The organism is Gordonia sp. IITR100, from assembly GCF_002009645.1.
In the GTDB taxonomy this organism is placed as follows: Bacteria; Actinomycetota; Actinomycetes; order Mycobacteriales; family Mycobacteriaceae; genus Gordonia; species Gordonia hongkongensis.
Genome location: NZ_MVKV01000016.1, coordinates 63665 through 76867, shown reverse-complemented (window position 1 = coordinate 76867; position 13203 = coordinate 63665). Strand labels below are relative to the sequence as shown.

9 protein-coding genes are annotated in these 13203 nt (G+C 68.9%); 6 read left to right on the top strand and 3 right to left on the bottom strand.

Going from position 1 to position 13203, the window contains the following annotated elements; translation table 11 throughout:
- Positions 1-18: 18 nt before the first annotated feature.
- Together nadE and B1818_RS18935 are read left to right on the top strand one after the other, a co-directional pair.
- Positions 19-843 (top strand): ammonia-dependent NAD(+) synthetase, encoded by an 825-nt coding sequence (nadE, locus tag B1818_RS18940; protein ID WP_078113638.1) that lies wholly within the window; start codon positions 19-21, stop codon positions 841-843.
- Between the two features lie 66 nt (positions 844-909).
- On the top strand, positions 910-2931 hold the full coding sequence (locus B1818_RS18935) for an NAD(+) synthase (protein WP_078113637.1): 2022 nt from the start codon (positions 910-912) through the stop codon (positions 2929-2931).
- 306 nt (positions 2932-3237) lie between these two features.
- Here the strand turns inward: B1818_RS18935 and B1818_RS18930 are convergent, their stop codons facing one another.
- The 3 genes from B1818_RS18930 to B1818_RS18920 all read right to left on the bottom strand — a co-directional run bounded on the left by B1818_RS18930 (position 3238) and on the right by B1818_RS18920 (position 7499).
- Positions 3238-4638, bottom strand: coding sequence for a wax ester/triacylglycerol synthase family O-acyltransferase (locus B1818_RS18930; RefSeq protein WP_078113636.1), 1401 nt, complete (start codon positions 4636-4638; stop codon positions 3238-3240).
- Between the two features lie 132 nt (positions 4639-4770).
- Complete coding sequence (locus tag B1818_RS18925) at positions 4771-5607, bottom strand: hypothetical protein (RefSeq protein ID WP_078113635.1); 837 nt, start codon at positions 5605-5607, stop codon at positions 4771-4773.
- Positions 5607-7499: a serine/threonine-protein kinase gene (locus B1818_RS18920; RefSeq protein WP_078113634.1), complete on the bottom strand. Its 1893-nt coding sequence runs from the start codon at positions 7497-7499 to the stop codon at positions 5607-5609. Before B1818_RS18920 ends, B1818_RS18925 begins: the two co-directional genes overlap by 1 nt.
- Positions 7500-7604: 105 nt before the next feature.
- On the opposite strand from B1818_RS18920, the gene B1818_RS18915 reads away from it, so the two are divergent.
- The 4 genes from B1818_RS18915 (at position 7605) to B1818_RS18900 (ending at position 13154) form a co-directional block, all read left to right on the top strand.
- A complete protein-coding gene (locus tag B1818_RS18915) occupies positions 7605-8156 on the top strand; it encodes a nuclear transport factor 2 family protein (protein WP_078113633.1) in 552 nt (183 codons plus the stop codon).
- 347 nt (positions 8157-8503) lie between these two features.
- Positions 8504-9496, top strand: coding sequence for an acyl-ACP desaturase (locus B1818_RS18910; RefSeq protein WP_058253529.1), 993 nt, complete (start codon positions 8504-8506; stop codon positions 9494-9496).
- A gap of 59 nt (positions 9497-9555) precedes the next feature.
- Positions 9556-10722: a tRNA dihydrouridine synthase DusB gene (dusB, locus tag B1818_RS18905; RefSeq protein WP_176455958.1), complete on the top strand. Its 1167-nt coding sequence runs from the start codon at positions 9556-9558 to the stop codon at positions 10720-10722.
- Between the two features lie 176 nt (positions 10723-10898).
- Positions 10899-13154 (top strand): LCP family protein, encoded by a 2256-nt coding sequence (locus tag B1818_RS18900; protein WP_078113631.1) that lies wholly within the window; start codon positions 10899-10901, stop codon positions 13152-13154.
- Positions 13155-13203: the final 49 nt, after the last annotated feature.

The window sequence follows — 13203 nt, the reverse complement described above, 5'->3', positions numbered from 1 at the left end:
GTGGCGCACACTGGGATCATGCGTGAGATCCAGCGAACCATCATCGGCGCCCTCGCCGTGAAGCCCTCGATCGACCCCGGCGAGGAGGTGGAGCGGCGGGTCGGATTCCTCGCCGACTACCTCCGCGCCACCGGCGCCAAGGGTTACGTACTCGGCATCTCCGGCGGCGTCGACTCCAGCCTGGCCGGGAAGCTCGCCCAGCTCGCCGCCGAACGCATCCGGTCCGACGGCGGTGACGCGACCTTCATGGGCGTGCGGTTGCCCTACCGCGTGCAGCACGACGAGGACGACGCGGCCGCGGCCCTCGAGTTCATCGGCGCCGACGAGGTCGTGACCGTCAACGTGGCACCCGGCGTGGATGCCCTCGACGACGAGATCGAACAGGCCACCGGCACCCGGCTCACCGACTTCACCAAGGGCAACGCCAAGGCGCGGCACCGCATGGTCGCGCAGTACGCCCTCGCCGGTGACCGCGGGCTGCTGGTGATCGGCTCCGATCATGCGTCCGAGAACGTCACCGGCTTCTTCACCAAACACGGCGACGGTGCGGCCGACGTGCTGCCGCTCTCCGGCCTGAACAAGCGACAGGGGTGTGCCATCCTGCGCCACCTGGATGCGCCGCAGCAGCTGTGGGAAAAGGTCCCGACCGCCGACCTGCTGGACGAGAAGGCCGGACAGACCGACGAGGACGAACTCGGCCTGCGCTACGACGACATCGACGACTACCTCGAGGGGCGCGAGATCCCCGAGGACGCGGCCGAGAAGATCGAGGCCGCCTGGCACCGCAACCGGCACAAGCGCACCACCCCCGTCGAGGTCGACGACACGTGGTGGCGGTCCTAGCGCTGCACCCGGCCGGCGCGTTCGGCGGACCCCGCACGGCGGGCTGTGCGCGACTAGGGTGTCGGAGTGTCTGTCTACGCAAACGGATTCGCCCGCGTCGCCGGAGCCGTACCCGTCCTGACGCTCGCCGAACCCGCGGTCAACGCCGCGCGCACCGTCGAACTGGCGACGCAGGCCGCTGACGACGGCGCCTGCATTGTCGTCTTCCCCGAACTCGGGCTGTGCGGGTACAGCGTCGACGACCTCTTCCACCAGGACGCCCTCCTCGACGCTTGCCGCACCGCACTCGACGACATCGTGACGGCCAGTGCCGGGCTGAAGCCGATTCTCTGCGTCGGACTGCCGATGCGCGTGGGTGACGGCCTGTACAACTGCGCCGCCGTGATCCACGACGGCGCGGTCCTGGGGGTGGTCCCGAAGTCGTACCTGCCGAACTACCGCGAGTTCTACGAGCAGCGCTTCTTCGCCGCGGCGCGCGACGCGGTCCCCACGACCGTGCGGATCGGCGACGACGAGGTCCCGTTCGGTGCCGATCTCGTGTTCGAGGCCCGCGACCTGCCGGGTTTCGCACTGTTCGTCGAGATCTGCGAAGACGGCTGGGTGGCGATCCCACCGAGTACATGGGCAGCTCTCGGCGGCGCGACCGTGCTGGCCAACCTGTCGGGCAGCCCGGTCACCATCGGCAAGGAGAGCTACCGCACCAACCTGTGCACCGGGCATTCCGCGCGGACCATCTCGGCCCACGTGTACGTCGCTGCCGGGTACGGCGAGTCGACCACCGACCTCGCCTGGGACGGCGATGCCCTCATCACCGAGAACGGGTCGCTCCTCGCCCGCAGTGAACAGTTCGCGACGATCGACCAGATCATCACCGCCGACATCGATCTCGACCGCCTGCGGCAGGAACGCATGCGGATGATCAGCCTCCGGGACCAGGTCGGCGATCACTCCGACCGGTTGAAGTCGTTGCGTCGCATCGGTTTCGACTTCGGAGACCTGTCCGACGACGATGTCGTCCGGCGGGCGGTTCCCCGATTCCCTTATGTCCCAGCGGATTCCGCCGACCGCGACGAACGCTGCGCGGAGGTCCGCTCCATCCAGGTCCAGGGACTGGCCCAACGACTGCGCTCGACGGGTCTGGAGAAGATCGTCATCGGGGTGTCCGGCGGGCTGGACTCGACGCTCGCACTCTTGGTCGCGGTCGACACCTTCGATCGACTCGGTCTGCCGCGCACCAACATCCTCGGTTACACGATGCCCGGCTTCGCGACCGGCGGCCCGACACTGCGGCGCGCCCACGCGCTGATGAACTCGCTCGGGGTGAGCGGCGCGGAGATCGACATCCGGCCGTCCTGTGAGCAGATGCTCGCCGACCTCGACCATCCGTACGCGCGCGGCGAGAAGGTCTACGACGTCACCTTCGAGAACGTGCAGGCCGGTGAGCGGACCTCACACCTGTTCCGGCTCGCCAACGCCAACGGCGCCATCGTGCTCGGGACCGGCGATCTCTCCGAACTCGCGCTCGGATGGTGCACCTACGGCGTCGGCGACCAGATGTCGCACTACAACGTCAACGGGTCGGTGCCGAAAACGCTGATCCAGCATCTGATCCGGTGGATGATCACCAGCGGGCACCACACCGCCGAGACCACCGAGACGCTCGTCGAGATCCTCGACGACGTCATCTCTCCCGAACTCGTCCCCGCCGGCGACGACGGCCGGATCCAGAGCACCGAGGACACGGTCGGCCCCTACGAGCTGCACGATTTCTTCCTCTATCACCTGACGCGCTTCGGTTATCGCCCGAGCAAGATCGCCTATCTCGCGCGCCAGGCGTGGGGTGACCGCAGCCGTGGCCCATGGTCGGATCTGCTGACCGAGGGCAAGCGCAACGAGTACGACACCACGACCATCGAGCACTGGCTCGAGGTGTTCCTGAAACGGTTCATGGGCAACCAGTTCAAGCGCTCGGCGATGCCCAACGGCCCCAAGATCGGGTCGGGCGGGTCGCTGTCCCCGCGCGGCGACTGGCGTTCACCCTCGGATGCGTCGGCGCGGGTCTGGCTCGACGAACTCGCCGGGGGCTAGTGCGGCGGGTGGTCGGGCCCTGCGCAAGCTCCGGCCCGCTCCTCAGTACCTGCGGCCGGGCGGCCGTCGTGGACTACGAAGAACCCTCTTGAGGGTCCACATCTCTGCTCCCTGAGGTGCGAGCGAAGCGAGCCACGAAGGGCTCCGCAACCTGTCTCACCAGGCCCTTCGTGGCTCGTCGCTATCGCTCCTCGCACCTCAGGGAGCAATGGTTATGTCGTTCTTTCGGATCAGGGAGCAGGGTGGTCGCGCCCTCCGCAAGCTCCGGGAGCAGAACGGGACCAGGGGGCATGCGGTTCTTGCGGATCAGTCGCAGGCGGCCAGCAGCTGCTTGATCTCGTCGTCGAAGGCGTTCGCGATGGCCCACGGGTCCGGGGTCTGATCGGTACAGCCGACGATGCCGATGTTGAGGTTGCCGTCGGCGGAGAAGACCGTGATGTTGAGTCCCAGGCCATGCATGATCGGGCCCAGCGGGTAGACGCCGGTCACGCGCGCGCCGAGGAAGTACAGCGGGAAATCCGGGCCGGCGACGTTGGACACCAGGACGTTGAACACCGGCGGATGCGCCGACGCCCAGTTGCGGTCGCCGTAGATCTTCATCGCGGTGGACAGTGTCGTACCGGGAGCGAACTGCGCCCAGGACCGCAGGATGTTCGCGTCGATCTCGGCGTGGTGCTCCTTCGAGGTCCGGCTCAGCTCTGCCTGCTTCCGCAGTCGCGCGACCGGGTCGGGCTCGTCGGAGGACAGCAGGGTGAACATGCCGGTCACCTTGTTGGTGCCCTCGACGACGAGGTCCTTCTCGTCGGCGCCGTGCACCGAGACCGGGACCATCCCCACCAGCGGACGATCGGGGAGCTCGTCGTGGCCGAGCAGGTAGGTGCGCAGCGCCCCGCCGACCATCGCGAGCACGACGTCGTTGAGCTTCACCTCGAAGTGGTCTTTCACCCGCTTCACATCGTCGAGCGAGAGCTGGGTGACGGCGATGCTGCGGTGCGGCGTGATGGGTGCGTTGAACCGAGTCCGCGGGGCACGGAACGGTGCGGGCATCGCCGAATCCTGTTGTGCCCGACGGAACCAGCCGACGGGCACGCTCAACGTGCGGGGGAGCAGTTTGGCCATGGCGAGGGGCCGCTGCACGAAGTAGTTGACCGCGCCGCCCGCGGCCATCGCGACGCGCGACGACGGGCCGGCCGACTCCCCCACCTTCTCGGCGTCGAGATCCGGCGGTTCGGGCGTGAGCGTGCACATCTGGGCGAGCATCTCGGCGCCGGTCACACCGTCGGTCCCGGCGTGGTGCATGCGCAGCATCGCGCAGACCCGGCCGTCGGCGAGACCCTCGATGATCCACAGCTCCCACAGCGGCTTGCCGCGGTCGAGCGTCTGCCCGGCCAGGTGACCGCACAGTTCGGCGACCTCGCGGGCGCCGCCGGGGGCCGGCACGCCGACCCGGTGCACGTGCCGCTCGATGTCGAAGTCGTCGTCCTCGATCCACACCGGGTGGTCGATGTTGAACAGCGAGTTGTCGAGTTTCCGCCGGAACGCGGGTATGGCAGCGATGCGTCGTTCCATCTCGGCGCGGAGTTTGTCGAACCGGTAGCCGCCCGGCATGGTGCTCGGATCGATCTCGAACAGACCGATGACATGCATCAATTGCGAGCGCGTCTCGAGGTAGAGAAACGATGCGTCCAGTCCGCTCAAGCGCTGCATGGGATTCGCCTTCCCTCGACGTCGGGCACCCGACCCCGTGGGCACCCCACGCCATCATGCCGCACGTGACGACCCCGGCGGGGTCGGTTCCGGCACAGCCGTGACGGCGTCGAGATGCCAGATGATCCCGGCTCAGAGCGGCAGCGAGTCGACCATGTCCAGAATGTCCTGTCCATCCGTTTCGAGGACGACGATCATGGCCAGCTCGCGCGACGGGTCGTCGGTGATCTTGAAGACCCCGCGTCCGTTCTCGTCGATCAACCCCGTCCCGTGCCGCCATCGCACCGGCCGCGACGTCTCCGAGGAACGCGAGTACTCCGCGTTCAGCGCATCTCGGGACGCGAACCAGAACACCCCGAAGGGGCGATCGACCGAGCCCGCGGCACATCGGACGACGAACACGGTGCGCACCTGACCCGCTCCGGTCTCCGACGGCCCGACCTCGTCGCGACCGCCGGAGTATCGGCGGATGCACTCGGTGTTCATCCACTGCGCCGCGGTGTCGGGGGCCTGCGGGAGCAGCTCCGGGAACTGCGCCACCAGCGGCGCGAACTCCCCCCAGCTCGCGCCCGTCCGGACCCGCTGCACGGGCCCGGGCTCGGAGTACACACCCGCGCGGATCGCGATGACCCGGTAATCATGTTCTCCGGCAGGCACACTCACGTCCTCGGCGGAGGTCTCGGGTCCCTGGTGGACGACGTAGCCGTCGCCGCGGAGCAGCTGATAGGCCGACGCCCCGGCGACCGGGTCCCACGACGCGACCACCCGTCCCGGTCGCGCCTGCAGGGTCAGGCCGCCGGGGGTGTCCGGCGCGTCGGGCGCGGTCACCGACCGGACCACGACGAAGCCGCCGACCGCGACCACGGCGGCGACGAGCACGATCAGCCCGATCAGCCACGGGCCCGACTCGAATCGGCGCGGCGAGCTCGGTGTCGTGGTGGGGGACGTCGAGGGTGTCGGAGAAGTCATCAGATCGGCAGCCTTCTCAGGACGTCGCCGGCTGCGGCGGCGGGCTCACCCGGGACGACCACCCACACCACCGACCGGGCATGGTCGCCGTCGTCGAAGGTGAGGATCGCCTGCCCCTGATCCCGCTGCTTGTCCGACAGGTACAGCGTGCCGGTGTGCCGCTGCGCGGTGGTGTAGTCGACGCCGCGGAGGTCGTGGGCGGTCACCCTCGCCGCCGCGACCGCTTCCTCCGGGGTCTCGTAGGTGTCGACGATCACCTGATACGCCGCCACACCCGGGTCCGACGGCCGCCCGCTGTCGTCGCCGGTCGCGGCGTCGGCGTCGCGGGTACAGGACACGGTGCGTTTGCTCGACGAGAACGCGAGATCGCCGTCCTCGCCCCAGCATCGCATCGCGTCGAAGCCGTTGGTGCTCAACGGCGTGGCCGGGATCAGGTCGTGGTACAGGTCGGCGATGGGTTGCAACTCGCCCCACGTCATGAAGACATCGACCTGTTCGGAGTTCCGGGAGAAGTCCGACACCCGGCCGCCGTCGTGCGCCGCGACCTGATACGTGTACATGCCGGGAACCGGCCGGGGCGCCGTGAACTCGGTGGCGGGCCCGGAATAGATCACGTCCTCGTTCTGGGTCACCACGTAGTCGGTGGCCCCGGCCACGCCGTTCCAGGTCAGTTCGACAGCGGTGGTCGTGACCTCCACGTCCGGGGGATCGGGGGTGTCCAGGGAGGTGGCCGACATGCGTGCGAAACCGACTCCGGCGCCGAGGATCCCGGCGACGAGCACCGCCACGATGCCGATCGCGGCGAGGTGGCGAGGCCGACGGACCGAAGTGGGTTGCGTCGCATCGTCATCGGGTGGCCAGATCTGCGACGGACCCGATTGCACGGGCGGTGGCGTGTACTCCGTGCTCCCCGCGACGCCGGCGCCGACGTGCCGGAACCCCGGACTCGGTTCCGGACCGACCGGCGCGGTCCCGGCGGCGGTCCCGGCCGGGGGCTCGGTCGAGGGCTCGGGCCGGATTGCCGGGCCGATGAGCGTTGCGCGGGAATCGAAGACGTCGGCGAGCGCGGCGGCGAACTCCCCCGCCGTCGGGTGACGGCGACCCGGCTCCTTGGCGATCGCCCGCGCGAGCACGGCGTCGACCCCGGCGGGCAACGCCCGATTGCGGGCGCTCGCCGACGGGGGTTCGTGGTGCATGTGCGCGGTCATCAGTCCGTGCAGCGACGGTGAATCGAACGGCGGTGCACCGGTGAGGAGTTCGTACGCAGTGGCAGCGAGGGAATAGATGTCGCTCCGGCCGTCGACGCGCAACCCCTCGATCTGCTCCGGGGAGGCGTAGCGCATGGTCCCGATGGTGATCCCGGTGCCGGTCAGGTGGGTCACCTCGTCGAGGACCTGGGCGATGCCGAAGTCGGTGAGTTTGACGGCCTCCGGGGCGCTGTCGGTGGCGCCGTCCGACCCCGGCGTGATGAGGATGTTGGCGGGTTTGATGTCCCGGTGCATGACGCCGCGCCGGTGCGCCGCGTCCAGGCCCGCCGCCGCCCCGGCGATGATCGTGCACGCGAGACCGGGGTCGAGGGGCGACTCGCGGGCGAGCATCCGGGCCGCGTCGGTGCCCGGCACGTACTCCATCGCGATCCACAGCAACTCGTCGAACACACCACGGTCGTAGACGGCCACGATGTTGGGATGGTGCAGCGGCGCGACGATGTCGGCTTCGCGTTCGAACCGCGCGCGGAAGACCGGGTCCGCGGCGTGGACCGAACGGAGCACCTTCAGGGCGTCGGCGCGCGGCAGCCGGGGATGCGCGGCCTGGTAGACCTCGCCCATGCCGCCGCGTCCGAGCACGTCGAGGACGCGGTACCCCGCGATCAGGTCCCCTACCTGGTACATGACGTCCTCACCGATCCGTGTGCGGTGGCTGTGCTGGGGACGAATGGTACCGATTGTCGCGAAACGCGGTGGACCACACCGGTGCGGACTCTACGATCGGCGGCGATGGAAACCACCGAGAACCCGACCCCGACGACCGCCGAATTCACCCCGGCAGAGCTCGACGAGGCCTTCGCACAGTTCCAGCGCACGGTCGCCGAGATCGCCGTGAGCCGGGACTGGGATCGCTATGCCGAACTGTTCACCGAAGACGCCGACTACATCGAGCACGCCTTGGGCACCATGCGCGGCCGCGAGGAGATCCGGACCTGGATCTGGCGGACGATGACGTCGTTCCCCGGCAGTCACATGACCGGGTTCCCCTCGCTGTGGCATGTGGTCGACGCGCCGACCGGCCGCGTCATCTGCGAAGTCGACAACCCGATGCGCGATCCGGGCGACTCGACGCACATCACCGCCACCAACATCACCATCCTCACCTACGCCGGCGATGGTCGGTGGAGTCGCGAGGAGGACGTCTACAACCCGATGGAGTTCGGGCGCGCGGCGATGCGCTGGTGTGAGAAGGCACGCGAACTGGGCACCATCGACGAACCGGCCACGGCGTGGATGGAGACGACGGGCGCGATGTTCGCCTCGCGTCCACGTTCCGGTTGAGGGCCCGCCGACCTGCGCTAACACCGGTTCCGGCGTCGCCCGTACCGACGTGACCGACACCACCGGCCGGACGCGTAACGCGACGCGCGGGCGTGAACGACACCCAGGCGACGGACTTGGGACACCGGTGTGCGTGCCGTACGCTAGAACTTTGACCAGTGGCGACGGGGCGGCGCGGGGGACCCGGCCCGACACACCACGGTTCGGTGGGCGGGGTGCGCGCCTCCCCACGACGACGTCGCGAACCACGGTCGTGGCCGCCGGCCACGCGCGCGGATCGATCGACACGACGCACGACGACGACACGCAATGACGACACACGCGGACACCGTTCGGAGGACATCTATATGGCACGCGACCTGACGCAACTCGAGCTACTCAAGGAGCTGGCCCCGGTTGCCGAGGACAACGTCAACCGCCACCTCAAGATCGCCAAGGACTGGAACCCGCACGACTACGTGCCGTGGGACGAGGGCCGCAACTTCGCCGCCCTGGGTGGCGTCGACTACGACCCCGAGCAGTCGCAGCTCGACGAGGTCGCCAAGGCCGCGATGATCACGAACCTCCTCACCGAGGACAACCTGCCGTCGTACCACCGTGTCATCGCCGACAACTTCTCGATGGACTCCGCCTGGGGCCACTGGGTCGGTCGCTGGACCGCCGAGGAGAACCGCCACGGCATCGTCATGCGCGACTACCTCGTGGTCACCCGCGGCGTCGATCCCGTCGCCCTCGAAGAGGCGCGGATGATCCACATGACCAATGGTTACGACCCGATGCTGGCTGCCGCCGGACGCGTGGACGAGCTCGAGGAGCACGCCGACGAGCTCGGTCTGCTGCATTCCGTGGCGTACGTGACCTTCCAGGAACTCGCGACCCGCGTCAGCCACCGCAACACCGGCAAGGCGTGCAACGACCCGATCGCCGACAAGATGCTGCAGCGCATCGCGGCCGACGAGAACCTGCACATGATCTTCTACCGCAACATCTGCGGTGCGGGCTTCGACATCTCCCCCGACCAGACGCTGCGCGCCGTCACCGACATCGTGACCAACTTCCAGATGCCCGGCGCCGGTATGCCCAACTTCCGTCGCCACGGCGTGCTCATGGCCAAGCACGGCATCTACGACCTGCGTCAGCACCTCGAAGAGGTCGTCATGCCGGTCCTGCGCAAGTGGAACGTCTTCGAACGTGACGACTTCAGCAGCGAGGGCGAGAAGACCCGCGAGGAGCTCGCCGCCTTCCTCGAGCAGCTCGAGAAGGACACCATCCGCTTCGAGGAGATGCGCGACCGTTCGCTCGCCCGCGAGGCCAAGAAGCGGGAGCAGCAGGCGTCCTGAGCACCCTCGTCGACAGCCACCCGGCGCCCTCGACCACCGAGGGCTCGCTTCCCAGCTCCCTGAGGAGCGAGCTTGCGAGCGTCTCGAAGGGACTACGTATCGGTTCCATCGAACTGGCCAGCCCGGTCGTACTGGCCCCGATGGCCGGTGTCACCAACGTCGCGTTTCGGACGCTGTGCCGCGAACTCGAGCTCGCCCGTACCGGAACCGTCTCCGGGTTGTACGTCTGTGAGATGGTCACGGCCCGCGCGCTCGTGGAGCGGCACCCGGTCACGATGCACATGACGACCTTCGGACCCGACGAGAACCCGCGGTCGATGCAGCTCTACACCGTCGACCCGGAGTACACGTACCAAGCCGCGAAGATGATCGTCGACGAGAATCTCGCCGACCACATCGACATGAACTTCGGCTGCCCGGTCCCCAAGGTGACCCGCAAGGGCGGGGGGTCGGCGATCCCCTACAAGCGCACGCTGTTCCGCAAGATCGTCGCGGCGGCCGTCCGAGCCACCGAGGGCACCGACATCCCGGTGACGGTCAAGTTCCGGATCGGCATCGACGACGATCACCGCACCCATCTCGACGCCGGCCGGATCGCCGCCGAAGAAGGTGCCGCGGCCGTCGCCCTCCACGCGCGCACCGCATCGCAGCGATACTCCGGTGAGGCCGACTGGGACGAGATCGCCCGCCTCAAGGAGCACGTCACCACCGTGCCGGTGCTCGGCAACGGCGACATCTTCGAACCCGCCGATGCGGTCGCGATGATGCGCCGGACCGGCTGCGACGGCGTCGTCGTCGGTCGCGGTTGCCTCGGCCGGCCCTGGCTGTTCGCCGAACTCGCCGCCGAACTCGGCGGCTTCGACGCTCCGGCGCCGCCGAACCTGGGCGAGGTCGCCGACATCATGGTCCGGCACTGCCAGCTCCTCGTCGATCACCACGGCGAGATGAAGGGTTGCCGCGAGATCCGCAAGCACGTCGCCTGGTACCTTCGCGGCTTCCCGGCCGGCTCGGAGATCCGGCGGCGGATGGCGCTCGTCGGCAGCGTCGACGAACTGCGTGAACTGCTGGCCGAGCTGCCGGCCGACGCGCCGTTCCCCACCGACGGTCACGGCCCGCGCGGCCGGCAGGGTTCGCCGGCGAAGGTCGCGCTGCCGGACGGCTGGCTCGACGACCCCGACGAGGACGTGATCCCCGCAGGCGCCGAGATCATGCACTCCGGCGGTTGAACCGGATTGCGAAAACCGTCACAACCGGTGCCTGGCTGAGACGCTTTCTCAGGTGGGATCAGTACTATTGCGCGGAGGTCCCGGTCGCCGGGACCTCCATTCTGTGCGCACCGCGCTGGTCGAGCCCCGATCCGCGGTGACTCCGCGACACGACCACGGGGCATGAGGAACGTGCATTGAGTCGTTGGACACCGGGCCCGGACGACCCCGAGGTGGGCGACGCCGATCGCTCTCGTCGTGGTCGACGCGCCGGACGCTCCCGCGACGACTTCGAGCCCGTCCCCGGTCCGGACGCGCCCGGTTCCTCCGACCCGGGCTCCCCTCCCCCGGCGCACCCCAGCCTCCGCGAGCCACGCTCGGCAGATCGCTTCGTCCGGGGACGCACTCGCCTGACGGTCCGCCAGCTCATGGAGCAGATGAACGCGGAGGAGTCGTCACCGTCGGAACCCCCCGCCGGCGCCGGCCGGTCCGGCACCCGCCGCGCGACTCCGCCGCGCCCGGAGTCGCGGACGTCCGAGCCCCCGTCGTCGACCCGCGGGCGGTCCCGCCGTACCGGACCGCCGTTCGATGGGAAAGCCACGCCACCGTCATCCCCGGGCGGGCGGGTCCCCGCCGCTCCGCAGCCGGCGCCCGACGACCGCCCGACGACCGTCCATCGTTTCGACAACGAGGTCACCCAGAAGATCCCCACCGTCGGCGACGCCGCGCCCGACCTGTCCGATCGCGCCACCGAGCAGCGGGTGATCGAGGAATCCCGCGCCCAGGAGCCGGTCGCCGGCGGCCCGGCCGGACCGCCGGCCCCGCAACCCCCGCTGGAACGCACACCCGACCTCACCGAACCCCTCGCCCTGCGTTCGGCGCCTCGGCGCCATCCCGGACGCGACGAGGACCGGCAGGGCGCGATGCTGCGCAAGACCGCCGCGACCGGACGCATCCTGGTCGCCATCGCGTGCGTGCTCGCACTGGTGGGCACCGGCTTCGTCTGGGGTTACCTGCAGTCGTGGAACGGCAACTGGCGGAACGTCACCGCCGTCGACCCCGATGACCAGAACATCCGGAACAAGGACGCCCAGTATGGCGACGAGACGTACCTCATCGTCGGTACCGACACCCGCGGTGGCCAGAACTCCAGGGTCGGCGCCGGCACCACCGCCGACGCCGAGGGCGCCCGTTCGGACACCGTCATCCTGGTGAACATCCCGGCCAACCGCAGTCGCGTCGTCGCGGTGTCGTTCCCGCGCGACCTGCAGGTGGATCAGCCGGCGTGCAACGCGTGGGACAACGAGACCGGTGAGTACGGCGCCGAGATGCCGGCCCAGTCCGGCGTCAAGCTCAACAGCGTCTACTTCTACGGCGGTCCGCAGTGTCTCGTTCGCGTGATCACCGCGATGAGCGGGCTCAACATCAACCACTTCATCGGGATGGACTTCTACGGCTTCGAGAAGGTCGTCCGCGCGATCGGCGGCGTCGAGGTCTGCTCGACGGTGCCGCTCTACGACTACGAGATCGGCCAGATCCTGCGTAAGCCGGGCAAGCAGAAGCTGACCGGCCGCCGTGCGCTGAACTACGTGCGCGCCCGCAACATCAGCACGGAGGGCAACGGCGACTACGGCCGGATCAAACGCCAGCAGCTCTTCATGTCGTCGCTGTTGCGGTCGAGCCTGTCGGGCAATGTGCTGTCGAACCCCAACAAACTCAACGGGATCGTCAACACGTTCATCGAATACAGCTACGTCGACGGCGTCGACACCCAGTCGCTCATCAACCTGGCCGAGTCGATGCAGGGCATCGAGGCCGGCCGCGTCTCGTTCCTGACGATCCCGACGTCGGGTACCTCCACCGACGGCGCCAACAACGAGATCCCGCGCACCAGCGACATCGACGCGATCTTCGACGCCATCATCGACGACCTGCCACTCCCCGGCGAGCAGGCGCGCAAGAAGCCGCCGTCGTCGTCGAAGGCGCCGACGAGTCCCGGCGCACCGAGCACCGACTCGAACGCCAGTGCTCCCGGACCCGTGACCGCGACCGCCCAGAACCCCGGCAATGTCGGCGTCCGGGTTCTCAACGGCACGGGCCAGACGGGCCTCGCCACCGAGGTGTCCGAGCAGCTCACGCCGTACGGTTTCGACGTTCGGGGTGTCGCCGATGCCTCGGAGAACCGCGACGACACCGTCGTGCGCTACGGGCCGGGACAGCGCGACGCCGCCGCGACGCTGGCCGAGATGTTCCCGAACGCGAGCATCCAGCTCGACCGCACGGTCAAGTCAGGTGTCGAGCTCATCGTCGGTGCGGATTTCACCGGCTCCCTGGAGTCGGTACCGGCCTCCGGGGCGACCCTGACGGCGAACCAGCTCGCACCCGCGGAGAACACCGGCAATCTGCCCAACGACCTGGCCATCACGAACGCGGGCGACACCACCTGCACGTGATCTCAGGGTGTCGGTGCACTCGCAGGTGGACGGATCTGCACCCGACGTT